Origin of the sequence: Pauljensenia sp. 27098_8_83 (assembly GCF_041432695.1) — a bacterium.
In the GTDB taxonomy this organism is placed as follows: domain Bacteria; phylum Actinomycetota; class Actinomycetes; order Actinomycetales; family Actinomycetaceae; genus Pauljensenia.
In genome coordinates, this window is the sequence record NZ_JAPWAD010000019.1 from 24,593 (window position 1) to 49,728 (window position 25,136).

The 25,136-nt window shown below is 65.6% G+C and carries 18 protein-coding genes and 1 riboswitch; of the genes, 4 read left to right on the forward strand and 14 right to left on the reverse strand.

What is annotated here, in order from left to right; genetic code table 11:
* The first annotated feature begins 84 nt into the window (after nucleotides 1–84).
* A complete protein-coding gene (locus O3656_RS07715; RefSeq protein WP_500063382.1) occupies nucleotides 85–633 on the forward strand; it encodes a 2'-5' RNA ligase family protein in 549 nt (182 codons plus the stop codon).
* Between the two features lie 908 nt (nucleotides 634–1,541).
* Here O3656_RS07715 and O3656_RS07720 read toward each other — a convergent pair.
* The 3 genes from O3656_RS07720 to glyA all read right to left on the reverse strand — a co-directional run bounded on the left by O3656_RS07720 (nucleotide 1,542) and on the right by glyA (nucleotide 4,693).
* Nucleotides 1,542–2,369 carry an exodeoxyribonuclease III gene (locus O3656_RS07720; protein ID WP_500063383.1) on the reverse strand — a complete coding sequence of 276 codons (828 nt, stop codon included), beginning with the start codon at nucleotides 2,367–2,369 and terminating at the stop codon, nucleotides 1,542–1,544.
* Between the two features lie 129 nt (nucleotides 2,370–2,498).
* The gene (locus O3656_RS07725; protein WP_500063384.1) at nucleotides 2,499–3,407 is read right to left on the reverse strand and encodes a bifunctional methylenetetrahydrofolate dehydrogenase/methenyltetrahydrofolate cyclohydrolase; all 909 of its coding nucleotides are present in this window, start codon (nucleotides 3,405–3,407) and stop codon (nucleotides 2,499–2,501) included.
* Between the two features lie 2 nt (nucleotides 3,408–3,409).
* Nucleotides 3,410–4,693 (reverse strand): serine hydroxymethyltransferase, encoded by a 1,284-nt coding sequence (glyA, locus tag O3656_RS07730; protein ID WP_500063385.1) that lies wholly within the window; start codon nucleotides 4,691–4,693, stop codon nucleotides 3,410–3,412.
* Between the two features lie 39 nt (nucleotides 4,694–4,732).
* Nucleotides 4,733–4,817: riboswitch (ZMP/ZTP riboswitch) on the reverse strand.
* A 309-nt stretch (nucleotides 4,818–5,126) separates the two neighbouring features.
* On the opposite strand from glyA, the gene O3656_RS07735 reads away from it, so the two are divergent.
* Nucleotides 5,127–5,822, forward strand: coding sequence for a sugar transferase (locus tag O3656_RS07735; protein ID WP_500063386.1), 696 nt, complete (start codon nucleotides 5,127–5,129; stop codon nucleotides 5,820–5,822).
* Between the two features lie 866 nt (nucleotides 5,823–6,688).
* Here O3656_RS07735 and O3656_RS07740 read toward each other — a convergent pair.
* The 4 genes from O3656_RS07740 to O3656_RS07755 form a co-directional block, all read right to left on the reverse strand.
* The gene (locus tag O3656_RS07740; protein ID WP_500063387.1) at nucleotides 6,689–7,474 is read right to left on the reverse strand and encodes a WecB/TagA/CpsF family glycosyltransferase; all 786 of its coding nucleotides are present in this window, start codon (nucleotides 7,472–7,474) and stop codon (nucleotides 6,689–6,691) included.
* A gap of 5 nt (nucleotides 7,475–7,479) precedes the next feature.
* Nucleotides 7,480–10,950, reverse strand: coding sequence for a fibrinogen-like YCDxxxxGGGW domain-containing protein (locus tag O3656_RS07745; protein WP_500063388.1), 3,471 nt, complete (start codon nucleotides 10,948–10,950; stop codon nucleotides 7,480–7,482).
* Nucleotides 10,951–11,175: 225 nt separating this feature from the next.
* The gene (locus O3656_RS07750) at nucleotides 11,176–14,631 is read right to left on the reverse strand and encodes a fibrinogen-like YCDxxxxGGGW domain-containing protein (protein WP_500063389.1); all 3,456 of its coding nucleotides are present in this window, start codon (nucleotides 14,629–14,631) and stop codon (nucleotides 11,176–11,178) included.
* Nucleotides 14,632–14,747: 116 nt separating this feature from the next.
* Nucleotides 14,748–16,235, reverse strand: coding sequence for a flippase (locus O3656_RS07755; protein WP_500063391.1), 1,488 nt, complete (start codon nucleotides 16,233–16,235; stop codon nucleotides 14,748–14,750).
* Nucleotides 16,236–16,294: 59 nt separating this feature from the next.
* Here O3656_RS07755 and O3656_RS07760 point away from each other — a divergent pair, with 59 nt between their 5' ends.
* Nucleotides 16,295–16,948 carry a hypothetical protein gene (locus tag O3656_RS07760; protein ID WP_500063392.1) on the forward strand — a complete coding sequence of 218 codons (654 nt, stop codon included), beginning with the start codon at nucleotides 16,295–16,297 and terminating at the stop codon, nucleotides 16,946–16,948.
* On the opposite strand, the gene O3656_RS07765 is transcribed toward O3656_RS07760, so the two are convergent.
* The 7 genes from O3656_RS07765 to purU form a co-directional block, all read right to left on the reverse strand.
* Nucleotides 16,869–18,386: an O-antigen ligase family protein gene (locus O3656_RS07765; RefSeq protein ID WP_500063394.1), complete on the reverse strand. Its 1,518-nt coding sequence runs from the start codon at nucleotides 18,384–18,386 to the stop codon at nucleotides 16,869–16,871. The two genes, O3656_RS07760 and O3656_RS07765, sit on opposite strands and share 80 nt — an antisense overlap.
* Nucleotides 18,383–19,726, reverse strand: a complete 1,344-nt coding sequence (locus O3656_RS07770) for a glycosyltransferase family 2 protein (RefSeq protein WP_500063395.1) — start codon at nucleotides 19,724–19,726, stop codon at nucleotides 18,383–18,385. Before O3656_RS07770 ends, O3656_RS07765 begins: the two co-directional genes overlap by 4 nt.
* A complete protein-coding gene (locus O3656_RS07775; RefSeq protein WP_500063397.1) occupies nucleotides 19,723–21,132 on the reverse strand; it encodes a YveK family protein in 1,410 nt (469 codons plus the stop codon). Before O3656_RS07775 ends, O3656_RS07770 begins: the two co-directional genes overlap by 4 nt.
* Complete coding sequence (locus O3656_RS07780; RefSeq protein WP_500063399.1) at nucleotides 21,129–22,037, reverse strand: glycosyltransferase family 2 protein; 909 nt, start codon at nucleotides 22,035–22,037, stop codon at nucleotides 21,129–21,131. Before O3656_RS07780 ends, O3656_RS07775 begins: the two co-directional genes overlap by 4 nt.
* Nucleotides 22,030–22,836 carry a CDP-alcohol phosphatidyltransferase family protein gene (locus O3656_RS07785; RefSeq protein WP_500063400.1) on the reverse strand — a complete coding sequence of 269 codons (807 nt, stop codon included), beginning with the start codon at nucleotides 22,834–22,836 and terminating at the stop codon, nucleotides 22,030–22,032. Before O3656_RS07785 ends, O3656_RS07780 begins: the two co-directional genes overlap by 8 nt.
* Nucleotides 22,833–23,330, reverse strand: coding sequence for an FAD synthase family protein (locus tag O3656_RS07790; protein WP_500063401.1), 498 nt, complete (start codon nucleotides 23,328–23,330; stop codon nucleotides 22,833–22,835). The genes O3656_RS07785 and O3656_RS07790 overlap by 4 nt, the downstream gene beginning before the upstream one ends.
* 270 nt (nucleotides 23,331–23,600) lie before the next feature.
* Nucleotides 23,601–24,455: a formyltetrahydrofolate deformylase gene (gene purU / locus O3656_RS07795; RefSeq protein ID WP_500063402.1), complete on the reverse strand. Its 855-nt coding sequence runs from the start codon at nucleotides 24,453–24,455 to the stop codon at nucleotides 23,601–23,603.
* A gap of 281 nt (nucleotides 24,456–24,736) precedes the next feature.
* Between purU and O3656_RS07800 the strand changes: the two genes are divergently transcribed.
* Nucleotides 24,737–25,136 (forward strand): GNAT family acetyltransferase (locus O3656_RS07800; protein WP_500063403.1); only part of this gene is annotated, 400 nt, incomplete at its 3' end.

Sequence of the window (25,136 nt, forward strand, 5' to 3'; positions counted from 1 at the left end):
CCATTCAAGCGCTGCAGCCTCATCGCGCTCTCCCCACCACCCCGGTACAGTGGAGCCACAACAACCGCGACACAGGCAGGCCCCATGTTCCTCCCCCAACGACTCCCCGGCCAGGACTGGCTTGGCGTCGTCGTCGCAATCCCGGAACCCTGGGTCACCCAGCTCACTGACCTGCGTCTACGCCTCGGCGATCTGGCCGGCTCGCGCATCCCCGCGCACATCACTCTCATGCCCCCCACGCCCGTCGCGCGCGATGCTCGGGCCGAGGTCATCGACCACCTACGTTCCATCGCCTCACGGCATTCCCCCTTCCGCGTCACCCTGTCCGGCACGGATTCTTTCCGCCCAGTCTCGAACGTCGCATTCATGACGCTGGCAGAAGGAGCGTCAGACTGCACGGACCTCGCCGAGGAGATCCGCTCCGGCCCGCTCGATCACGAAACGCGCTTTCCCTACCACCCGCACGTCACACTAGCACAGGACGTCGACGACATCGCCCTGGACCTTGCTCTCGACATCGGCGCAACCATCGAAGCCTCGTGGATCGTCCCCGGCTTCCGCCTGGATCGCATCGACCCTTCCGGGATCTATTCCTCGATGGCACTCTTCGACTTCGACGCCTCCGGCCACTGATTCCCTGCCAGGCTATCGCCCGCCCTTTTCACCGCCCACTTTCCGTGCACTGCCCGCCCATTTCACTGCCCACTTTCCGCACGACGCCCACCAATTTCGCATGCAATTCCCCCATGACTATTTCAATTTATGAATTTACATCATTGGAATTGCAACGTTTTCAGACTTTGTTGAACATTCACTCAATTGAATTGCATGCGAAATTTTGGGAGCAAGTGACGGTGGCGACTACGGGTGCGCCACAGATGAGGAGCACACCGCATACGCGAAAGGCCGCGGCCGCCCGCGAGACTTGGCGACCTCACTCCGTTCGGCGCCGCGCCTCGAAGCCCGCCCGTGCCCTCCGGTCCCTCCGGCGCCCTCCACACCGGCGCTCTCCTTACTGCGAGTATCCAGCCCAAGCCACACCACAATCTGCAAGCACCGCCAGGACCCACAGCCCCATCTTCGGGGCATTATCCGGATAGGTTGCGCGCACGCGGATAGGTTATGCACATCCGGATAGGTTATTAAGCTATCCGGATGTTCGTTACCTATCCGGATGATCGTTACCTATCCGGATGTGCATTGCCCCCGGGACCGCCCCACCAATTCCGCATGCAATTCCCTCACGACTATTTCAAACCATGAATTTATATCCTTGGAATTGCAACGTTTTCATACTTTGTTGAACCTTCACACAATTGAATTGCATGCGAAATTTTGGGAAACGGTGCCACAGGCCACAGACCAGGCCACAGACCGCAGGTCACAGGCTACAGACCAGGCCACAGACCGCAGGTCACAGGCTACAGACCAGGCCACAGACCGCAGGTCACAGGCCACAGACCAGGTCGCCCGCAGACACGAAAGGCCGCGGCCCGGGAACCCGATAGTCCCAGGCCAGCCACGGCCTCGTCGATAAAACGTCAGATCTCGTAGGTCACCGAGACCGGCGCGTGATCCGAGAAGCGCTCCGCGTACTCGTCGGCACGGCCGATCTCGAAGGAGCGCGCACGCTCCCCCAGGGCCGGCGTCGCGTACTGGTAATCGATGCGCCAGCCCGCGTTGTTCACGAAGGCCTGGCCGCGCCACGACCACCACGAGTAGGGACCCTGCACGTCTCCAGCCAGATCACGAACGGTGTCACGCCACCCCTCGTCCACCCACTGGTTCAGGAAGGCGATCTCCTCGTCGAGGACGCCAGCTCGCTTGTTGTGGTTCGGCTTCCAGTTCTTGATGTCCGCCTCGCAGCGCACGACGTTAAAGTCACCGCACACGAGCGAGGAGATTCCCCCGGCTACCTCCTCGGCGAGCAGCTCGGCCATGCGCGCGCCAATGCGCGGCAGGTGCGCCATCTTCGCCTCCTGCTTGGGGGTGTCCTTCTCGCCCGAGTGGAAGTAGGCCGAGACGACCCGCACGGGGGTATCCCCACCCTCGGGGCGCACGATGGCCTCGAGCCAGCGACCGGAATCCACGTCCGTCTCCAAGTCGTCGAGGACCACGCGAGGCTCACCCTCCAGGCTCGCGCGCCCGCGTCGCACAGCCACGCCCACGCCCGCACGCCCCTTGATGCGGCACGGAACCCACACGCTCTCCCAGGCATCGCCCATGATCTCGCGGGAGATCTCCTCCGGTGCGCGCACCTCCTGCATGAGCAGTACGTCCGTGTCGCTCCCCTCGAGCAAGTCGAGGAAGCCGCGCTTGTGGGCGGCACGGATGCCGTTGAGGTTCACGGTCGTCACCGTCAGGGTCATCGTTTTCTCCTTACGCGAGTTTTTCTCCAGTCTAGAGGAACGAGGAGGCGCGGCGAGGAATGGATATCCTCACCGCGCCTCCGTTACGTTCGCGCGCGCGCCTCGTTTGCCGAGGCCGTGCACCGCGAGTCAGTTCGCGCTGATTCCCGCCTGACGTTCGGCCGCCTCGACGACGTTCGTCACGAGGAGCGCCCGGGTCATCGGCCCAACGCCGCCGGGATTGGGGCTGAGCCAGCTGGCCACCTCATCCACGCCGTCCGCAACGTCGCCCATCAGACGAGCCTTGCCGTTCTCGCCCTGCACGCGGCTCACGCCAACGTCGAGGACGATGGCGCCAGGGGCCACCATGTCGCGAGTGATGATCCCAGCGGATCCCGCCGCCGCCACGATGACGTCCGCGCGACGCACGTGATCAGCCAGGTTGGTCGTGCCCGTGTGGCACACATCGACGGTCGCGTTCACTTCCTTGCGCATGAGCAGCAGGCCGATCGAACGCCCCACGGTCACGCCGCGGCCGACGACACACACGTTCTTACCGGCCAGGTCGATCCCATGGCGTTCCATGAGCTCGATGACCGCGCGCGGCGTGCACGGAAGCGGCGAATCGATGGGACCCGACCCCCGCAGGACGAGCCGCCCGAGGTTCATCGGGTGCAGCCCATCGGCGTCCTTCGCCGGGTCGATGCACTCCAGAACGGCGTTCGTATCGATCCCGCGAGGCAGCGGCAGCTGCACGATGTAGCCGGTGCACGCGGGGTCCGCGTTGAGCTGATCAATCGCGGCCTCCACCTGCTCCTGCGTGGCATCTGCGGGCAGGTCGACGCGGATCGACTCAGCGCCGATTTCCGCGCAGTCACGGTGCTTGCCGGCGACGTAAGCGACGGACCCGGGGTCCTCGCCCACGAGGATCGTGCCGAGGCCCGGGACGACCCCGGCCTCGCGCAGACGATCGACGCGTTCCTTCAGCTCCGCCTTGATGGCAGCAGCTGTCGCCTTTCCATCCAGGACCCCTGCGGGGCCTTCCCAGGGAGCCCTCACGATCAGAGACCTGCGTAGAGCGGGTGCTTGTCCGTCAGCTTCTTGACGCGGGCGCGCAGGGCATCCACCTCAACGTTGCCGCCGGACGCGCCCTGAGCCAGGGTCGTGCCGATGATGTCCGCGACCTCCGCGAAGTCCTCGGCGTCGAAGCCGCGCGTCGCGAGGGCGGGGGTGCCGATGCGCAGGCCCGAGGTGACGGCCGGCGGACGCGGGTCGAAGGGGACGGCGTTGCGGTTGACGGTGATGCCGACCTCGTGCAGGAGATCCTCGGCCTGCTGTCCGTTGAGCTCGGACTCGACGAGGTCGACGAGGACCAGGTGGACATCGGTGCCGCCGGTGACCAGCTTGATACCCGCGTTCTTCGCGTCATCCGCGCCCAGGCGCTCCGCGAGGATCTGCGCGCCCTCGAGGGTGCGGCGCTGGCGATCCTTGAACTCCTCGGTCTGCGCGACCTTCATGGCGATGGCCTTCGCGGCGATCACGTGCATGAGGGGGCCGCCCTGCTGGCCGGGGAACACGGCGGTATTGAGCTTCTTGCCCCACTGCTCGCCGCGCGAGGACAGAATCATGCCGGAACGAGGCCCGCCCAGGGTCTTGTGGACCGTCGTCGTGACGACGTCGGCGAAGGGGACGGGGTTCGGGTGCAGGCCCGCGGCGACGAGGCCGGCGAAGTGCGCCATATCCACCCAGAGGGCGGCACCAACCTCGTCCGCGATGTCGCGGAAGGCCTGGAAGTCGAGGTGACGCGGGTAGGCCGACCAGCCGGCGATGATCACGCGCGGGCGCTCCGCGAGCGCCGCCTCACGGACCTTCTCGGGCTCGATGCGCATGGTCTCACGATCGACCTCGTAGGCGACTGCCTTGTAATGCTTGCCCGAGAAGTTCAGGCGCATGCCGTGGGTCAGGTGACCGCCGTGGGCCAGGGACAGGCCGAGGATCGGGTCACCGACGTTCGCCATCGCCATGAGGGCGGCGGCGTTAGCCTGAGCGCCCGCATGGGGCTGAACGTTGACGTAGTCGCCGCCGAAGACCTGCTTCGCACGCTCGATGGCGAGTGACTCGGCAACGTCCACAAACTCGCATCCGCCGTAGTAGCGGCGGCCCGGGTAGCCCTCGGCATACTTGTTGGTGAGGACCGAGCCCTGCGCCTCGAGGACTGCGCGCGGAACGAAGTTCTCCGAGGCGATCATCTCGAGGGTCTCACGCTGGCGGCCGAGCTCGGAGTCCAGAACGGCCTGAATCTCAGGATCCAGCTGGGCCAGCGTCATGTCATTGAGGGAATCCATGGGGTTCTCCTATTGATCATCCGATGATGGTTGGCAGTGGCCTCTAGCCCAGGCGGGCGGCTATCGATGCCGACGCGTCGCTCCCCGGTGGTGGCCCACCTATTCGCCAGTCACGACACGCTCATCAGTTTATCTCTCGGCGGATTTCTACGCATTCTGCCAAGGTGTCAGCAAGCTACCAGGCGGTCACGGCGCGTTCCGATCGCACGTGCACAACTCGCCAGGTGCACGAAATCACAGCGTTTTTTCGCTTGTACTTAACCCTTTGGTTAGCAACCAAGCTAACCATATGGATAGACTAGGGTTAACACCTAACGGTGACTGAGTTGCGTCGGGAGCATTTACCTAGTAACTCTCCCGGTCTGGAGCGGTTTTCGCCGCTCTAACCGCCATGCAGCATTTGAGTTTGAGGAAGTAGAAGGAAGAGGCACAGATGACAACTTTGACGAAGCCCACTGCACGGGCCGCTTCGACGGCCCTCGCGTTCGAGCACGCGTCGGATCTTGCCGCGTCCGCCGACAATGCGATCAAGCGCATGTGCGACTTTTTCGCTGCGCTCATCGGCATTATCCTGCTGACACCGCTCTGGATCATCGTCGCCCTCATGGTGCGCCTCAACGACGGCGGCCCCGCTTTCTTCAAGCAGGAGCGTGTGGGCCTCGACGGAACGACTTTTACCATGTTTAAGTTCCGCACCATGCGAGTGGACGCCGAAGAGCTCAAGGCCTCCCTCATCGAGGCCAATGAAGCCGACGCATCGGCAGGAAATTCTGTCATGTTTAAGATGGCTAACGATCCGCGTATTACGCGCATCGGCTCCTTCCTGCGCAAGACCTCTATCGACGAGCTTCCCCAGCTGTTCAACGTCCTGCGTGGCGACATGTCGCTCGTAGGTCCGCGCCCCCCGCTCCCCAGCGAGGTCGCTCAGTATGAGCCCCGCGTCATGGGCAAGTTCGCCGTGCGTCCCGGCATCACGGGCCTCTGGCAGATCTCCGGCCGCTCGAACCTCTCCTGGGACGAGACCGTCCACCTGGACCTCTCTTACGCCCAGCACCGCTCCCTGACCCTCGACGCGTGGATCATGCTCCAGACCATCCCCGCGCTGCTGCGTCACGAGGGTGCCTACTAAGCCTTTCTCTCCGTGTGTGATTGGGTGTGGCCCGAGCCGATCGGCTCGGGCCACACTTTTATTTGGCGGCACCGACAAACTATTCAGTCTCTCTCATCGCGAACTGATAGACACCCGTCGCGGCCACGTAACTACTGGTCATGCAGGTCTTTGGAGTTTGACACCTATATACAGGTAGGCACTCATCCCCAACTCTTATGCAACATCGTCAGGCACGCGCTTGGCATTCTGAGGGCCCTACGTTCACCGCACAACCCTTTGCAAACATCTATGGAGGAGCACTGTGAGGCTCGTTGAGCCCCACGAATTCCCCAGCGCACTGAGCTCTTTTCAGCGTCAGAAGCCGTCCATTGCGCTCGCTCGCAAGAGACCCCCACTTGAGGGAACACATGTTCATACGGACCTGCCCATGACCTCCCTGCGAGACACGGGGCGCGCTACACCACCCGCTTTGTTCGCCGGACGTGCACGTTCGCCCACCTGGTGGAGCGTGGTCGCACATGCCCGGCTGACGCCAACTGGCAGCGCGACTGATAGACCACCCCTATGCGGATAGGTTATGACGATGCGGATAGGTTATGACGATGCGGATAGGTTAATAAGCTATCCACATACGCGTAACCTATCCGCGCGCGGTTAACCTATCCGCGTGCTCGTCATCCATCCACGTGCACGCAGACTCCCTCATCGACGAGAGACCTGTCAGAACACAAGCAGCGCTGGGCATCAGCAGAGACCGCCACACGCCAGCAATCGATAACAGCCCAGCAGTGGATGCAACGGAGGCCGACCCCGCAGGGCCGGCCTCCGTTGCAGTGAGTCACGCGAAATGCCTCATGGACAGCTTCGCATGAACAGCGTCGACGTCACTCCTCCGCGTGGGAGTGCGATCGGACGACGAGTCCGAGATCGTCGAAGCTGCCCATGGCCTCGAGCCGAGAAATAAGCTCGGGGGCGTGGGCGACGAAGTCGAGGGCTTCGACGGTGTAGCGCTTGGTGAGGCGCTTGGGTTCGTGGGCGATTCGCCATGCCCAGCCGAGTCGGGCGGCGTGCACCCAGTCCGGGAAGTAGTCGTCTGCTGCCCGTGCGTACTGATCGATCCACCCGCCCGCGGTGCACACGGAGGCCTCTGGCACGAGTCCGAGCGCAACGGACGCGACGACTTCCTGCAGGCCTGCGCCCAGGCCGACGATCACGAGACGCGGATCGAAGGCGGTGAGCACGGAAGGGTCTGCCTTGAAGCGGCGCAGGCCCTGGTACCCGTCGATGACCTGGACGTTGAAACGTGACAGGCGCTCGGCGGCGGCCTGGCCGGCCTCGGGAACGGCACCGATGAGCGTGATACGGGTGCCGTCGTCGAGGCGGTCGAAGACATGCGGCAGGACGAGGTCGGCGGAGGTGCGAGAGACCTCGTGCCCGGCCGCGCGCAGACGCATCTGCAGCAGGGTTCCATCGAAGCCGACGGTGTTCATGCGCGTAAGCGCACGGAAGTCGGCGTGTAGGAGCGACCAGTGGTTCAGCCATGTGGTGGCGTGCCCTCTGGTGAGCACGCGCTGGGCCATGGCGTCGAATGCGGGGTCGGTAGGGGTGCCGACCTCGCCGGCGGCCTCGGGGAATTCCGGGCCGCCAGCGGGGGTTGACTGGTCAGTCATCGGGTTCACCTCAGCAGGCTTGCTTTCATGTCGAAGGTGACGGATGTGGCACCCGCGTAGTTGGCGTGCTCCTCGACGGCGATGCGGTTAACGCCGTCCTTGAGGACCTTGCGCGGGACCGTGATGCGCACGAGGTTATCCTTCGCCTTGGCTAGCCCCACGTTGGAGGAGGCTCGCGTGTTGGCGTCGATAGTGCCCTCGGGCATGTTGACTCGCTGGATCTCGGTGCCGTTGACGTAGATCACGGCACCGTCGTCGACGCGGACGTTGAGGACGACCTCGAAGTCTGCGCTGAGGGTTCCGAAGTTGACGTCACGGACGAAGTAGTTCGTGATGGCTCGGTCCTTGGCGGGCAGATCGAAGGGCGTGCCTGCGTCGCGGTCGCCCCAGCCGAGCGGGCTGGCACCGTGCTTCCACTTGGACAGGTCGGCGGTGGAGTTCCACTTGGCGTCGGGCGCTTCCTTCGAGTTCCAGTAGTTCCAGTACATGCCCGAGTACAGGAAGGGTCCGAAGTTCAGCGCGGACACGTCGAGGACCTCGAGCGGCTTGTCCGGGTCGGGCGTGAGCGGCGGGTTGGGCTGCGGCTCGGGCTGCGGCTCCGGCTCCGGGTCGGGGGCAGGCGCGGGCGCGGGCTCATCGCCCTTGGCGACGACCTTGACCATGCCGTCGATGGTCATCGACGAGCTGGAGCGGTAGTTGAGGTGCGTTTCGACGGCGAGCGTATTCGTGCCTGCGACCAGGGAGGACGCGGGAACGAAGACGAGCTGTCGGTCGGCTCGCGCCGCGGGCGTCGAAACGGACGCGGACGCGAAGGTGGAGGCGTCGACAGTTCCGTCGGCCATGCGCTGGCGGACGACCTCGGTGCCGTTGACGTACACCACGGCGCCGTCATCGGCCGTCACGGCGACGTTGACACCACCGATGGCGCTGGGATCAGCAACCGTGAAGTTCACGCGTGCGTAGGTGGTGACGGGGCGGGTCTTGGCCGCGCCCGGGGTCAGCGTCGTGTTGAGTCCGGGGCCGCCGTAGCCGATCGGGCTGGCGCCGCGGCTCCAGGAGGAATCATCGTACGAGGTCTGGGCCCAGTTGTCGGCAACCGGCTCAGTCGACCAGTGGTATGCCCAGGTGTCGTCCTCGTCCACGAGCAGCGAGGAGTCATCGGGCTGGGCGGGCTTACCGTTGGAGTTAACCACGTACGCGTGCGTGGACGCGCCGCGCAGGCCATCGGAGGCGACGGCGCGCACGAAGAAGCGGTTGTTTCCGCCCAGCGGGACGCTCGCGCTGGTGTCCGTGGTCGTGGCGACCGTGCGGTCGTCACGCAGGATCTCGTAGGAGGCAGCTCCGGGCACGCTCGACCACTTGAGGGTCACCTGCTGGGAGTTGCCGCCTGAGGCGCGCAGGTTCGCGGGGACCGCGGGGGCGGTGGCATTGCGTGCGGGCATGCGCACGAAGCCACCGGACCACTGTCCCGAGGTGAGCGACGTGTAGGAGTAGTTGAAGTCGCCGCCCGCCCACAGCGCGCCGTCGTCACCCATTTCAAGGGCCCACGCGCCGGTGGAGCGCAAGGATCCCAGACGGTAAGGGGTCCAGCCGATCTGGCGGCCGGTGGCCTCGTCCCATCCGCCGACCCACTGGATCTCGTCGGCACGCGTCCAGGAGGTGCCCAGCGACAGGTAGTGGTAGGCGTCCTGGAAGGCGAAGTCGGAGCAGTGGCAGGAGGCATATACGACGCCTGTGGCGGAGCGGGTGCTCGCCTGGACGTCTCCGCCGTTCTGCATGGTGATGGAACCCGAGGTGCGGGTCATCGAGTCGGAGTTGTATCCGAAGAGCGAGTGCTGCGAGCCGCCGAAGTAGACGCGGCCGTTGCGCGCGGTAACGGTCTGCTGGTACTTGCCGATCAGGAAGGAGTGCTGGAAGGTCCAGGACGAGTCCAGCGCAGCGCCAGCGGCTGTGGAGACTCGGCCCGCGTTTTCAACAACCTGGTTGTGGGCGCGCGTGAAGTAGCCGGCCGCGTAGTAGTAGTCCTCGTTCTCGTCGACATCAATATCGATGACGGAGCCATTGAACTCGGGGTTCCATGTGCGGTCGGGCTTGCCGTTGATGTCGAGACGGGCACCGTTACGGGCGTAGGTCCACGACGCGCCGTTGCCCTGGAAGTGGGTGAAGATACCACCCAGGTAGATGCGATCGTTGATGATCTTGATGGACTTCACCGAGACACGGCCACCGTTGGTTCCGGTGCGCGCCTGGAGGGTCCACGACGGGTCGATCTGGCCGGTCGCAGGATCGATGAGGACCGTGCCGACATGGGTTTCGCCGTTGACCTTCGTGAAGTCACCGGCGACGAGCAGCTTGCCGCCCGGCAGCTCAGCAAGGTCCTTCACCTGGTTGTTGAAGGAGAACGTCTGACCGTTCCACTCCCCCGTCGTCGCGTCGAATCCGGCGAGGCCACTGGAGGCGATCTCCTGGCCGTTCTTACCCTTCTTGACGCCGGTGAAGTTGCCGCCGACGTACATAGTCGAGCCGATTTGCTCGAATGCCTGGACCTGAATGTTGCCTTCCTGGATGGAACCATTGAGGTTGCCGGTCACACCCCAGGACATGGGGGACGCAAACTCGGAGGCGGATGCCTTCTGCTGCTCAGCCGCGACGCCGCCGTCACCGATCGCTTTGAACCCGGAGTCGTTGGAACGCAGCTGCGGGCGGATGTAGGCCTCGGCGTAGGGGTTGATGATCGATCCGTTGCGGTGGAAGTATGACGTCGAGGAGGAGGTGTCGTACCAGGACGTGGCGAGGGGGCCGTAGCCCCAGCCCATCGTGTACTTGTTTTGCGCGGAGGCAGTCAGATTGACGTATCCCCAGCCGGCGTTCGTACCGAAGCCAGACCACACGATGCCGCCGTTCACCCACCATTCGCGGTTGAACTTCACGTCCACGGGGTGGGCGCTCTTAAAGGGCCAGATGAAGTCGCGCATCTTCGGGAAGCGCATGCGCACGGTCTGGTAGGCGCTGCCCTTGTGGTTCCAGGCGCGCTGGACCATGATGCCGTCGTCGAGGTCGGAGACCGCAGTGCCGCCGAGCAGGCCGTTGACGGTTTCGTGCGAGGCCTGGACGACGTCGAAGTCACCGGCCGTACGCGGGCGGGTCTTGAGTTTCTCCTGGTCGCCCTTCCCTTGGCTCCAGGTCTCCCAGCCTTCGCGGCCGCGACCGATCATGACCCAGCCACCGCCCTCGGTGGTCTGGTCACAGAAGAACTGACCGGGCGCGTCCATGGTGGGCGTTTGCAGCCAGTAGGTTCCGTCCTTCGAACTGGGGTCATTCTGCTTGATTTCCCAGCACGAGGCCGCTGCTGTGGCCTCGCTCAGACCGTCGTGAAGCGGGTCGGCGGCTGCGTTGGCAGCCGGAGAAAATGCAAGCACGCCCAGACCGGTCACTGATGCCAGTCCGAGCGCCAAGCAACGGCGCATAAAGCTCATGGGGTCCTCACAGGTATTGCGTAAATGGTTACTTCTATAGTGTCACGTTAATCGCCCCCGCTCAACCACTTGGTTAGCGCAAAACGGGAGTGGTTGACCACATACAAGGGAGCCCCCACCATCACGGCAGGGGCTCCACTTGTCAACCTGGTTCACGAGTTGTCAAGATGCACTATCAGCAACTACGACTCCTCGCAAACACAGGCAAAGAAGCACGGTTTTCCGCTATTTGACGAGAGTTGCGTTCAGATCGAAGGTCATCGAGGGCGTTCCCTTGTAGTTGAGATGCTCCTCGACGCCGATGCGATTGACGCCGCTCGTCAAGAGGCTCGCGGGGATGGTGACCTCAAGCAGGTCGGACGACGCCTTGGCCGCGCTCACGGCCGCGTTCGCGTAAGTCGTATGAGTAATGTTTCCATCTGTCATACGTTTCGTGTCGACGACCTTGCCGTTGACCCGCAGGACGGCACCATCATCCGCGCGCACCTTCACGGTCAGAGAGGTGTTTGCGCTGATCGTGCCCAGGTCGATGTCGCGTGCGAAGTAGTACGTGACCGCGCGGTCCTTCTTCGCAATGTCGAGGGCGGTCGCCGCGCCGTCGTCTCCCCAGCCGATCGGGCCGGAGCCGCGGTTCCAGCTCGCGAGCGAGCCGGTGGTGGCCCAGTCGGAGGTCGGCTCGTTCGTGGAGGTCCAGTAGTTCCACTCGGCGCCGGTGTCGATGACCGTGCCGGACTTGACGGTGGCCGCGTTGATCGGCTTCGTCGCATCGTCGGACTCAGTGTTGTGGTCGGAGGGAACAGAGCTGTTGTTCTCCGGCGTGCCATCCACGCGGACGATGGACGCCTGCATGGACACGGTCGGGGTGCGCAGGTAGTTGACGTGCGTTTCCACTGCGATGACGTTGTCGCCGGTCTCAAGCGCGGAGGCGGGGACGAAGACCTCGGAGAGCGAAGAGGAGGCCGCGGCGTAGTTGGGCGCAGCGTCGGCTCGGGTCGCGTAGCTGACAGTGCCGGATCCCATGCGGGTGCGGTCCACCTCGACGCCGTTGACGTAGACGACGGCGCCATCATCGGCCAGGTACTTGACGGTCACACCCTTGAGGGCGTTCGCGTCGGCCACCTGGAAGTGCGAGCGGTAGTAGGTCGTCACGGGGCGCGAGCCCTTGGTGGCGATCTGGGTCGCGATCGCAGCATCGCCGTAGCCCAGGGGTGCTGCGCCGGTCGGCCACGCGGAGTCGTCGAACGAGGTCTGGGCCCAGTTCTCGGGTGCGGCGCTGGCTTCGGCGCGGTAGCTCCAGGTGGCGCCCGCCTCGAGGAGGATGGGGTTGGCGGGATCGACCTGGCCGTAGGTCGGCGCGGTGTAGACCGGGGTGGTCGCGGAGCGGTTGCCCTCGGCGTCCACGGCGCGCACGAAGAAGCGGTTCTCACCGCCGCGCGGCACCTCAACACTGGTGGTGTCGGAGGTGGCGATCGGACGATCGTCGCGCAGGACCTCGTAGGAGACCGCGTCGGAGACGCCGTCCCACGTGAGGGTCACGGTCGAGGCGGTGGCCGCAGAGGAACGCAGCAGGGTCGGCGCGTCGGGCGCGACGTTGTCGCGGTTGTCGTAGCGGGCGAAGCCGCCGTTCCACTGGGTGTGCGTGGCGTCGGTGTGGGAGAGGGTAAAGTCGCCACCCACCCACAGGTTGCCGTTGCTGTCAGTGGTCAGGGCCCAGGCACCGGTCTTGCGACGCGAGGACAGCTCGAAGGGAGTCCACTTGAGGCTCTGGCCGGTGGCAGCGTCCCAGGCTCCGACCCACTTGATCTCGTCGACGCGAGACCAGGACATGTTCATAGACCAGGTGTACATGTCCTGGTACGTTGCATCCGAGCAGTGGCAGGAACCGTAGATGACGCCCTTCGCGGAGACGGTGCTGGCCTGCAGGTCGCCGCCGTTGCTGAACATCATGGCACCGGAGAGGCGCTGGTTGCTGGCGGCGTCGTAGCCGAACAGGGAGTGTTCGGATCCGCCGATGTACACGCGGTCTCCCGCCGAGGAGATGGTCTGCTGATACTTGCCCGCGGAGGGAGCCGAGGGCTCGAAGGAGAAATTCGTGTCGAGGGCAGCACCGGCCTGCGTGGAGAACTTGGCTGCGTACCAGGCGCGCTGGTTGCCGTGCGCGGTGGTGAAGTGGCCGCCCGCGTAGAAGGCGCTGTTGGCTTCGGAGACGCCGACTGCCTGGACGGAGCCGCTGATCTCAGGGTTCCACGAGCGATCGGGGCGCGAGCTCAGGGAGACGCGTCCGGCGTTACGGGCGTAGACCTTGGAGCTGCCGCCACCCGAGAGGTGGGTGAAGGAGCCACCCAGGTAGACGTTGCCGTCGTAGTAGGTCAGGGCGCGCACGCTCACAGAACCGCCGCGCAGCGCGTTGACGATCTGCAGGTCCCAGGAGGGGTCGATCTGGCCGGTTGAGGGGTTGATGACGACGGTACCAACGTGGGTCTCGCCGTTGACGCGGGTGAAGTCGCCGCCGACGAGGAGTCGACCATCGGGCAGAGCCAGGAGGGCCTTGACCTGGGCGTTAAAGTCGAAGGTCTGGCCGGTGAAGTCGCCGGTGTTCACGTCGAAGGCGGCGAGGCCACGCGAGGAGATCTCCGCGCCCTTGTCGCCCTGCTTGACGCCGGTGAAGTTGCCGCCCACGTACATGGTGGAACCGACCTGAGCGAGCGCCTGCACCTGGATGCTGCCTTCCTTCACGGAACCGTTGAGGTTACCGCTCACGCCCCACGAGGTCTTCGCGGCGAAGTTGGAGACCGCTCCAGAGACGGTGGAGCCACTCATACCCTCGTCGGGGATGCGAGTGAAGGAGGACGAGTCCGAGGAGATGCGCGGACGCACGTAGACCTCGGCGTAGGGGAAGACCGTCAGGCCGGACTTGCGGAAATAGGAGTTGGCGGAGGAAACGTCGCCGCCCCAGTTAGAGGCCTGTGCGCCGTAGCCCCACCCCATCAGCCACCCCGTCGTGCGGGCGCTCGGGTAGGTCTGCAGGCCGTTCCACTCATTGTCGTAGCCGGTCTGGCTCCACATGACGCCGGGGCGCCAACCACCCTTATCGAGCTGAATGTTGATCGGGTGGGCCATCTTGAAGGGCCACACGAAGTCCGTCATCTTCGGGAACTGCAGGTCGACCGTCTGGTAGTAGCGGCCCGACGCGCTCCAGGAACGCATGACGCGCACGCCGTCAGCCTGGTCCTTGACCGGCTCGTTGTTGAGCAGCTCGGTGATGGCCTTGTTGGACAGCTGAACGACATCGAAGTCACCCGGGGTACGCGAGCGGGAGGTCAGCTTCGCGGGATCACCCTTGCCGCCGCTCCAGGATTCCCATCCTTCGCGGCCGCGGCCGACCATGACCCAACCGCCACCATCTGTCGTTTGGTCACAAAAGAACTGTTCGGGGTGATCCATCGCGGGAGTCTGGAGCCAGTAGGCTCCGTCCGTTGCCTCGGGATTCCGCTGTTTAATATCCCAGCACGACGCTGCGGCGGTGGCGGCACTCAGACCATCATGAACGGCAGCCTGACCGGGTGCAGAATCCCCTTGACCTGCACCAACAGCCTGTGCCATCGGAGCGAGTGCGAGGGAAGCGCAGGCGACAATCGGCGCGGTTGCAAGGATTGCAAGGCGCGAAAGCACGGAAGCCATGACACGACCTTTCGGAGATAACGGGAACTTGTTGCATAAATAATTACACAACAATCCCTGTTAGATCAACCGGGTGGTCAAGACCCACTTTCACAGGTGCATCACGCGCCCCATTGTCAGCCCCGACAACTCCTCGCTAAGGACCCAAGTCCCGAGAGGTGAAGACGATCCCTGAACGCCCAGCAAACACAAGCAAAAGCGAGGATTGAGAGGGCAGAACCCACGACGGTCGCAACGAAGGAATCGCGCCCGAGCCACCACGCTATACACCCGCCCGGAATCACTGCGGACACGCCCACGACAAGGATAGGCTTGACCACTTCCGACAATTTGGGTGTCACACCGATAAAACGCGAGACCTGAACGGTTGCCATGGCCGCGTCAAGCACCATGCACGCGGCCCACACGATGGCCGCAGCCACCATTCCTCCACGAGGAATAAAGATGATGTTACCCACAACGTTGAGCGTGAGGACCACGACCTTGTTGATTGCCGCCCACCCCGAGCGGCCGCTCATGATGAGCAGTGAGTGAATATTTCCCGCCATGAAAGTGACGATGGAGCCGATGCACAGCACGACGAGGACGTTCGCACCGGGGGCGAAGCCGTCGCCGAGGATGCGCATGAGCGCGGGCGCGTAGATCGCCATGAGCGCGTAGATGGGGGCGGCGAACAGGACGAGCCAGATCGAGGCGGTGCTGTACAGGTCGCGCAGTTCCTTGGTCTTGCCCTGGTGGAGGAGCTTAGAGAACTGCGGGGAGACGACAACGCGCAGGGCCGTGTCGACGACCATACCTGCCTGGATGAAGCGGATCGCGCCGCCGTAGATACCCGAGGCCGCGTCCCCCGCGAGGAGGCCGACGAGGAGGACGTCCAGCCATTGCAGCGCCTGCTCGAGGCCGGCGGTGAGGGTTCGAGGCAGGGCAAAGGAGATGACCTGGCGGCGGCGGCGCGCACTCGGCCAGCGCCCCACGGAGTCCGCGGCCGAGGGCATGTGGCGCAGCAGGAGCCACCACGAGGCCACCAGGACGACGACGAAGGGCAGCGCCCACGCGACCGACACGAAGGCCAGGGACCCGGTGAACGCGGCAGCGAGCGCGACGAGGAGGGGGCGCAGGCCGGGCAGGAGCAGGTTTTGGACGAGGACGTACTCGCGCATGTTGCCGAGCGCCCGCAGGGCGGCGGAGGCAACCAGGGTGAGAGCACCGATCGGCACGAACCAGAGCACCGCTCGGGTGGATGCGGCGACGTCAGCGTTCCAGATCAAGGGAGCCACGGCCTCGAGAATGAGGACGCACACGGTGGACACGCCCACCGTCATGGAGGCCATGAAGGACAGGGTCGCGCGGATCTCCTCGGGCGCGTCCAGGGAGAGGCGAGGCATCAGGTAGATTGCGGTGGAGTCGAGGCCCACCTTGGCCAGAGCCATGACGATCGCGAAGACGCCCGTCGCCTGGGTGACGATGCCCGCACCCTGCGCACCCAGCATGCGCGAGAGGATGATCGTGAATGCGAAGCCTAGGACCGCCGAGGCGGCCGCTCCGACGAAGCCGACGATGCCCCCGCGCGCGAGGGAACGCCTGGCTTGATTTGCCTCACTCATGATTAACCTTCCCGCTACCGCGCGGTAGCCTTTCTCTATAACCGACCGATGGGATACACATGGACTTCATCAATTCGCTCTCCCCTGCTCGCAAGAAGATTCTGCTGGCAGCCGCCATTTTGCTGATCATCGCGCTCGTCATCGTTGGCTTCCTGCGCCTGACGGGTTCGTCCGACACCGACGCGGCGGCCTCCGCTGCCTCCGGCGCGCAAAGCCCCGACGACGGGGCACAGTCGGACATTCCGCAGTCCGTTCCCAAGACCATCGCTCCGCAGTCGGGCGGCCCGGCCAATGCGTCCGGCTCGCTGGCCACGGATTCTGAGGCCGCCGGGCAGGCCAGCTTCGTCATGAATACCCTGTGGGACGCATACGCGGACCCCGCGCAGGCGCGCGCGACCGACCTGTCCTCCGTGCTCACCGCTTCCGCGCTGGAGGAGTTCGACGCGCAGGCCCTCGAGTGGACCAGGGACGGCACCCACGCCACGGGAACGCCCACCCTTGAGGACGTCCACATCATCAGCGATGACGGGGCGGGAAACATTACGGTCTCGGCGTGCGTCGACTCTTCTAACGTTCGCGTCCTCAACGACGCGGGCACTGCGCTGACGGACGACACGACCATGACCCGCGCCCTCACCTATTTTGAGTTTGTGAACGACGGCGGCGCGTGGAAGCTGTCCGGTTTCTCGTTCCCCGACGACCCGACTTGTTGAGTCGCTCAAGCATCGCAGTGGCAAAAGCCCCGTCGTTCGCGGCGGGGCTTGTCCATTGCCCCATGCGCACGGCGCGCTCGGCGCGGACGGTTCCCGCGACGCCGCCGGTGCTCGCGACGCCCTCGCGTTCGGCCTGGGCGCGCTTGATCGGGTCGTTTTCCTCCTCCAGGTGGCGCGACAGGAGCGCGACCGCCACGACGGAGATCATGAGACCCGTGTTCATGCCGTAGTAGAACTGCTCGACCAGGGTCGCCAGGATGATGCCGCCCAGGATTGAGCCGTACACGTCCGTGGCGCGCCAGATGCGCGGGACCATGCGCAGGAAGAAGGCGAGGAACAGGGCCAGGCCGACCAGGCCGTAGGAGAAGATGACCGTCCAGAACTGACCCTGCGTGCCCAGAGAGGGCAGCCACGGCGAGGCCGAGGGACGCGGGGCACCGAAGCCCAGGAGCGGGGACTGCTGGAGCTCGTACAGGGTCTCCAGGTAGTTAGAGGCGCGGTCCTCCGTCGAGGAGGAGGCCGCGACGCGCTCGAGGAGCGACTGCGAGGCCGGGGTCGCCAGCCACGCGCCCACGCCCACGCCGATCGCCGCGATAATGCCCAGGACGGTCCGCCAGGCACCCGCGCGCAGGCGCTGGAATCCCACCCACACGACGATGACGATGAGGCCGATGTACATGCCGCGGTTGAGCGTCGCCGCGGCCGGGATGACCGACAGGGCGCACACGGCGGCCACGACGACACGCCACTTGTTGCGCTCGCGCCACAGCACGTAGGCGAAAATGAGCGCGAGCGGGAAAATCAGCGAATAGACGTTGCCATACGTGTTCGAATAGATGAAGGGGGCGGACGGGCGCGGGTCGGAGAGGATCCAGGACGACGGGTTCCACTGGGTGGTCGCGCGCTTCGTGAACTCCTTGACGAAGTCGTTGGAGTGCAGGGCGCGCGGCACCAGGTAGTACATGAGCGTCTTGAAGCGCAGCGTCGGAGCCGCCATGGCGATGAAGCCGCCAATGGTGGTCGAAGCCAGGAAGCCCCACATCGTGCCGACGATCGTGCGCACGCTCAGGGACTTGCGCGCGTTGAACGCGTAGACCGCGAAGACACCGGGCGACAGCTCCAGCAAGAAACGGTAGAACGCGCCGATCACGCGCCCACCCGTATCCAGCATCGTCATCGAGGCCAGCACCCACGCCAGGAAAAACACCCACAGGATGGTTCCAGGCGGGAAGCGCAGGCCGTGACGACCGATCATGAACACGAGCATGACGGTCGCGAACAGCGGCCACATCAGGTCACCGGAGCCGAGCACCCACCACAGGAAGTACGCCGAATAAGCCACGACGAAAGGCCACGCAGGTAGGTCCTGCGCGTCCTCTCTCAGCGGCCCGATGCGGGCGGGGGCGGGTTTGGCCCAGAGTCCTCGACGCGGGCTCACGCGGTACCGTTCCCTTCGCCGGTCGTCTCAGTCGCGGACGAGGCCTGGGCCTCCTCAGCGCTGCTCGACGGGGTTGCACTCTCCTGCGCACCCGCCTGCTGGTCTTGACGCGGGGCACCGAGCTTGTTGCGCTTGCGCGAGGACAGGTACAGGAAGGGGCCCTCGAGGAATCCCTTGATCTCGGAGGTGGTGAGCGAGCCGGGCACGTCCTCGTCGGTGCCGGCGACGCGGGCACCTCCGGGCTTGACGCGCTTGAGGATGCCGGGCACTCGGGTCGCCAGGGTAGCGAGCACGGAGGGCTTCGCGATGATCGCCTTCGTCAGGAGGGCAGCCATGCCGGAGCCGTTGCCTCGAATCTGCTTGTCCAGGCCGGCCTCGTCGACGCGGTGACGATGGTGCACGAGCGCGTCGGGCGTATGAACGATGACGTCACCCGTGGCCAGGATGCGCGCGAACATGTCGAGGTCCTCGCCGCCGCGCGTCGAGGTGCCAGCGCCCAGAGCCGGGTCAAAGGGGCCAACCTCCATGAGGACGTCGCGGCGCATCGCCATGCACACGCCAGCACCCACGCGGGCGGTCGTGATCGGGAACAGCGGGCCGCCGTCACCCTTCTCGCCCAGGGCTTCCAGGCCCTCGGGAATATCGCCGACGCACCACACGCGCGGGGACATGTCCTTGGGGAAGCCGCCGCGCGACTCGAACCACCGCTGGGGCGCGTAACGCTGCTCCAAGGGCAGGGCGATACCCGTCGTCGCGGCCACGTACGGCGAGGCCGTGAACGGGTCGATCATGGCGGTCAGCCAATGCGGGTCGACGATCGCGTCGTCGTCCGTGAAGACGATGACCTCGCCGCGAGCCGCGAGCACGCCGCGGTTGCGGGCGCGCGACAGGCCAGGACGCGACGCCGACACGATGGTCAGGCGCGTGTCCTCGATGCCCGCGAGCTTCTCGCGGGTCAGGCCCGTCTCCGGCGCATTATCGACAACAACCAGCGTGAAACGCTGATGATCCTGCGCGAGGATGGCGCGCACCGCGTCCTCGAGCATGTCGCAGGAGCCGACCGTGCACATGACGACAGTCGCGTCCACGTCAGCGCCCGCGCCCTCTTCCCAGCCGCGAGCGGGAGCCGCTTCGACCTCGAGGACACGCGGATCAGTCTCCGGATGGTCCGTGCCGTCAATCTCCACGAACGCCGAGTTACGGCCGTTATCGCGCACGAGCACGAGCGCTCGCGGATCCGACGGGTCGCCCGAAATCAGCTGGGAGACGCGCGCGGTGCGGTCAACGTGCCAGATGGAGGCCGCCTTTGTGTCGGCCACGGTGGTCTCCTCGGCGCTCACTTTGTCCCCTTCTTCGAGGAAGTCGCACCCTTGCTGCCCGACTTCTTGGACTCGGCGGTGTCTTCCGTTTCCTTTGTCGGAGTGGACTCGACGGATGCCTTCTCGGAGTCGGCGGCTTCCCGAGCCGGGACCCGGTTGACGGTCTCAGTCACAGCCTGGTCCACGGGGACGATGACCTCGGCCGGGCGAGCGGGAGCCGCGGGAGCGGAGCCGGTGGACGCGACCACCTGGTCACCCAGGTAGATCATGCCGTTCACCTCGCGGTTGATGATGGCCAGCTCGTCGAGGAGGGCGTGCAGATCCTTGAGGTCATGACCCTTGCGCACGGCGACGAGCACGTGGCGAGAGGGGCGGACCTCGTCCAGCAGAGAGGCTAGCGGCTGCTTAATGTCGATGAGGCGCGGCGCGGGCACGCGGGTCTCGGCCAGCGAGGCGGACAGGACGCGGTGCAGGTCACGCGCCTGCGGGTCAGATGCGTCGACGATCAGGTCGACCCAGTGGTCACGGTCGATCGCCATCGCAAGCATGCGGGTGGGGGCGAGCCACGGCTCAGGCGTGCCCTCCTCGGCGCTCCACACGGGCAGAGCCGTCAGGTCGGCCAGCTGCGTGGGCGAGGCCAGCGAGCGGGCGCGCGTCTCGCGCAGGAGCACCAGCACGAGGCCGGCGAAGACGCCGACGACGGTGAAAATCAGGATGAGGCGAGCCTTGGAGGGCTCCACCGTGTCGCTCGAGGCGTCAGCGCTCGTAATCACGAGGCCGGCGCTGGCGTGGTACGGCTCCAGCTGGGCGACCTGCTCCTTGAGCTTGTTGATCTCCTTCGTCACCTCGTCGGCGCGCGGGTCCTCCGTCACCTTGCCGTCCTCGTCGACGGTGGGCTGCAGGGTCCCCAGCTCGGCCTCCAGGGCGGCGATGTCCTCGTTCGCGGCGGCGGCCATCTCGTCGGCGCGCTGCTCGACGAGGGCTGTGCGCTGCTGCAGGTAGAACTCGGCGATCGCGTCCGCGGCCGCGACGGCCTCGGCGCGGGTCGGCGCCGAATACTCGATCTTCACGATCGTGCCATTCGTGTCGCCCGACACGTCCATGTTGGAGCGCAGCTCGGAAGCGGTCACGCCGCCGCCGAGCTTCTCAGCCGCCGCATCCAGGACCGTCGCAGACTTCGCGATGCCCTGCTCGGTGACCATGTCCGTCGTATTCGACAGGGAGGCGCGCACGGCGGGGGCAGGAGTGATGGTCGGAGAGGTAACGGTCATCGACACCGTCGCCGTGTGCGTTGAGGGAATGCCGAAGGCAGCGGCGACGCCGAGAACCAAACCAGCCGCGGTCCCCGCAGCAATCGACCTCCAGCGGCGCGCCAGGGCGTGACGGAGGATCTGCTGGCCGCCCGTGGGCGGAGGGGTAAGGATCATGACTGTTCTCCTTGGAGGTGAGAGCGCACCCACGCGGCGCGCGCATTCAGCCTGCGCTCCAGAGCGCGGCGGGACTGTGCGGGTCGAGACGCGACCCCCTGAGTGTAGACCTGCACGAATCGGTCGAGCTCACGCTCGGCCTGTTCGCGAGGAAGCGAAACGAGCGAGACCAGGCGCGGCAGCTCCTGGCCCGTCAGAGACCGCGACAGGTCGGCGAAGGCCTGGGCTTGCTCGGGGTTCTTCCACGAATCCGAGCGCCACGAGGCGTTTCCCGTGACCTGGCCCGGGTGGATGCGGTAGAGCAGACCCCAGGGCGCAATGCGGCGGATGCGACCGCCCACAGACGCCACGCGCATCCACAGGTCGTAGTCCTCGGCGGGAACGCTGCGGTAGCCGCCGACGCGGTCCATGATCTCGCGGGTGGCCAGCATGGTCGGGTGGCACACGGGGTTGGTGAGCAGCAGGTGCCAGCCCATGTCCTCGGGCGTGATCTCGTAAGGCATACGAGGCACCGGGCGGGAGCCGCGCAGCTCGATCATCTGCGTGAAGACCATGTCGTCGCCGCGCTCGATGGCGGCCGTCGTGCGCTTGAAGCGGCCCTTGAGGGATACGTCGTCGGCGTCCATGCGGCCGACGAGGCGCGAGTCGGTGCGCTCCATCAACTGGGTCAGGACGCGGGACACGCCCCCCTCGCCCGGCGTGATGTCCTCGATGCGCAGGCGCGGATCGACCACTCCCCTGCGCGACGCGCCGCGGATGGCCTCGCCGACCGTCGAATCAGACGACGAGTCGTTGCCGACGACCAGCTCGGCGTCGCGCGGCATAGCCGCCAGGGTCGAGGCCACGGCGCGCGTGATCGTACCCGCGGCGTTGCGCGCGGGCAGCAGGACGGACAGCTCAGGCACGGGACTCCCCCTGCTTGGCGGCCTGTTGGGCGTTCTGCTTGGCCTCCTGCTTGGCGGCCGCGTCCAGGGCGCGCAGGTCGCGGAAGCGGCGACGCAACGAGATCGAGGAGTGCGCGACCGCGATGACGGCGAGGAACGTGTAGAGCACCATGAAAGGCACGCCGAAGCCCCACGCCGCGAAGGACCAGCACAGCACACCCGGGTCGGTGGGCAGCAGCACGAAGGAACGCAGGTTCCCGCCGCGCGTCTGCTTGCGGCCCGCCGCGCGCACAAACTGCTCGGCGAGGATCTGGCTCATGAACTGACCCGACGTCACCCAGCCGTAGACGAGTGCGACGACGGCCAGCCACCACGACTCGGGACGGTAGATCATGACCGCGGCGGCGGTGCAGAAGTGGATCGCCGGGGAACGGAACGCGTCGGCGACGTGATCCACCCACTCCCCCGTCTTCGAGGACGCACCCGTGACGCGCGAGACCTGGCCGTCCGCGGAGTCGAACATGAAGCCGACCGCGAGGGCCGTACCCACGATGAGGCCCGTCCACCACGCGGGCTCAAGCGCGACGAGAACGATAAGGCCCACCGTCGAGAAGCACACGGAGATGAAACTGACGAAGTTCGGGGTCCAGCCGAAAGCCGCGCACGCGGCGGCCACGACCCGCGCCGCACCGCGGTTGACCCAGCGCATGTACGCGGGAACGCCCGCGCCCGGCTTCTGGGCGGCGGCGAGCGCGCTTCGATACGCACTAAATCGAGTCCCCCAGGAGGAACCCGGCTCAAGCACGACGGGCAGACTCACTGCTGCTCTCCTTCCGGCGCCTTATCCGCATCCTGCACCGGGGCCTCGTCAGAGAAGTCCTCGGGCGCGATGAAGCGGCGCAGCTTCGTCGACGACGTCGACGGCGTGTACGGCAGGTAGACGACGCGCGCGCCCACCTCGGCCATTTCGGCCTCAAGCTGAGCGCCCTTCGGGGTGCCCTTCCAGTCGTCACCCTTGAAGAGGACATCGAAAGGCTGGAGGCGCCAAGCGAGGCGCTTGTCCTGGTCCAGGTCAACGACAACCGCGTCCACGAAACGCAGCGACGACACGAGGTCGCAACGCTCCTTGAGCGGGATGACGGGGGCGCGGCCCTTCATGCGGATGAGGGCCTCGTCCGAGGTCACGCCGACGACGAGGCGATCGCAGCGCTCACGCGCGGCGCGCAGGATGTTGAGGTGCCCCTGATGGAACATGTCAAAACCCCCGGGCACGTAGCCGGTGATGGGGGTGCGATGCTGAGTCGTTTCGTCCACGTAATAAGTGTGCCATTTATCAGGCGGTCAATGCGACGCTTACCCACTAAATGACCGAAAGATCACGTCTCAGCGTTGCCCACCAAGTGACAAGACAGCCCCTCTGAGCCCGATTTGTCGCACAAATATGACCAGATGGCCGCATGTTGTCTTGTTACAGGGTGCGACAGGCCAGCGAGGTGCCACACTCCCCACGCGCAGGTCGGGCGGTCAGGCTCTGCGCGCGCACAGACCGCGCCCCTGCCTCGTTGCTGCGCGCACGAGAGGGACTCAGCGGGAGAAGACGACCGTTCGGTTGCCGTTCATGAGGACGCGGCGCTCCGCATGGAAGCGGACGGCCTGCGCGAGGACGCGGCGCTCCACGTCCTGGCCGAGCGCCACCATGTCCGGCGTCGAGTCGGCGTGGGAGACGCGGGTGACGTCCTGCTCGATGATCGGCCCCTCGTCCAGGTCGGCGGTCACGTAGTGGGCGGTCGCGCCGATCAGCTTGACGCCGCGATCGTGGGCCTGCGCGTAAGGGCGCGCACCCTTGAAGGACGGCAGGAACGAGTGGTGGATGTTGATGACGCGGCCCTGCATGGCGCGGCAGACCTCGTCGGAGAGGATCTGCATGTAGCGGGCCAGGACGACGAGCTCAACCTTTTCGGAGGCGATGAGGTCGAGGAGCTGGCGCTCCGCCTGGGCCTTCGTGTCCTTCGTGACGGGAATGTTCAGGAAGGGGACGCCGTAGAACTGGGCGACGGGTGCCAGGTCCGGGTGATTGCCAACGACCGCGATGACGTCGATGGGCAGGCCCTGGGTTTGCTGGCGGTACAGGAGGTCGGTGAGGCAGTGCCCCTCGCGGGAGACCATGATGATCGTGCGCAGCTTACGGCCCAGGTCGTCGACGCGGTAGGTGGCGTTAAATTCTTCGGCGACGGCGGCCAGACCCTCGTCGATGGGCGCGCGGCCCCGCGGCGAGTCGACCTCGACGCGCATAAAGAAGGTGCCCGTGTCGGGATCGCCGAACTGCTGGGACTGGATGACATTGCCGCCGGACTCACCGATCACGCCGGTCACGGCATGCACGATGCCGGGGCGGTCCGGGCAGGACAGGGTCACAACAAGCTGCGCGTTTTCAGTCATAGGGGTCAGTCTAGCCAGGTTCATACCCGCGAACGAGGCAGGGGCGCCGTTTGGGGGAGATGCCACGGGGTTGAGGGGTGTTGTTGAGTTGTTGCGGGCGGGGTTGCCGCTTGGTCGGGTGCCGCCACGGTTTCACGCGCGTTTCACGAGCCGCCAGCGTCGGCCTCTTCGGTTTCACACGCGTTTCATAGGCGTTTCACGCGCGCCTAGCCCGCGCTGCCACCCATCGGGCGCGACGCGCGGCGGGCAAGCACGCTGCCGACGCGACCTATCATTGAGGCATGCGGATTCGTAGTGCTGCCCTGGCTGACCTCGAGTTCATCGAGGGCGCGTATGAGCACGCCCGGGCGTTCATGCATGCGAATGGGAATGCGACTCAGTGGCCCGACGGGTATCCGGGCCGGATTGACGCCGAGGAAGACATCGCGCACGGACACTGTTTCCTAGTAACGGATGAGGCTGGCCCGCTCGGCGTCTTTTCTTTCATTCCAGGACCGGATGAGACCTATGCCGAGATTGACGGCGCATGGCATTCCGAGGCTGAGTACCACGTCATTCACCGCGTGGCGGCAGTGCGCGGGCACGGCGTCGCTCGGGCGATTTTCAGCTTTGCAGCGGAGCATGCAGACTATCTGCGTTGCGACACCCACGAAGACAACGCACCGATGCGGCGCGCGCTCG

What these genes read in the sequence shown, in the direction of transcription:
- O3656_RS07715 (WP_500063382.1), top strand. Translation starts at nt 85, where the DNA reads ATGTTCCTCCCCCAACGACTCCCCGGCCAGGACTGGCTTGGCGTCGTC.
- O3656_RS07720 (WP_500063383.1), bottom strand. Translation starts at nt 2,369, where the DNA reads ATGACCCTGACGGTGACGACCGTGAACCTCAACGGCATCCGTGCCGCC.
- glyA (WP_500063385.1), bottom strand. Translation starts at nt 4,693, where the DNA reads ATGGATTCCCTCAATGACATGACGCTGGCCCAGCTGGATCCTGAGATT.
- O3656_RS07735 (WP_500063386.1), top strand. Translation starts at nt 5,127, where the DNA reads ATGACAACTTTGACGAAGCCCACTGCACGGGCCGCTTCGACGGCCCTC.
- O3656_RS07740 (WP_500063387.1), bottom strand. Translation starts at nt 7,474, where the DNA reads ATGACTGACCAGTCAACCCCCGCTGGCGGCCCGGAATTCCCCGAGGCC.
- O3656_RS07745 (WP_500063388.1), bottom strand. Translation starts at nt 10,950, where the DNA reads ATGAGCTTTATGCGCCGTTGCTTGGCGCTCGGACTGGCATCAGTGACC.
- O3656_RS07750 (WP_500063389.1), bottom strand. Translation starts at nt 14,631, where the DNA reads ATGGCTTCCGTGCTTTCGCGCCTTGCAATCCTTGCAACCGCGCCGATT.
- O3656_RS07755 (WP_500063391.1), bottom strand. Translation starts at nt 16,235, where the DNA reads ATGAGTGAGGCAAATCAAGCCAGGCGTTCCCTCGCGCGCGGGGGCATC.
- O3656_RS07760 (WP_500063392.1), top strand. Translation starts at nt 16,295, where the DNA reads ATGGACTTCATCAATTCGCTCTCCCCTGCTCGCAAGAAGATTCTGCTG.
- O3656_RS07775 (WP_500063397.1), bottom strand. Translation starts at nt 21,132, where the DNA reads ATGATCCTTACCCCTCCGCCCACGGGCGGCCAGCAGATCCTCCGTCAC.
- purU (WP_500063402.1), bottom strand. Translation starts at nt 24,455, where the DNA reads ATGACTGAAAACGCGCAGCTTGTTGTGACCCTGTCCTGCCCGGACCGC.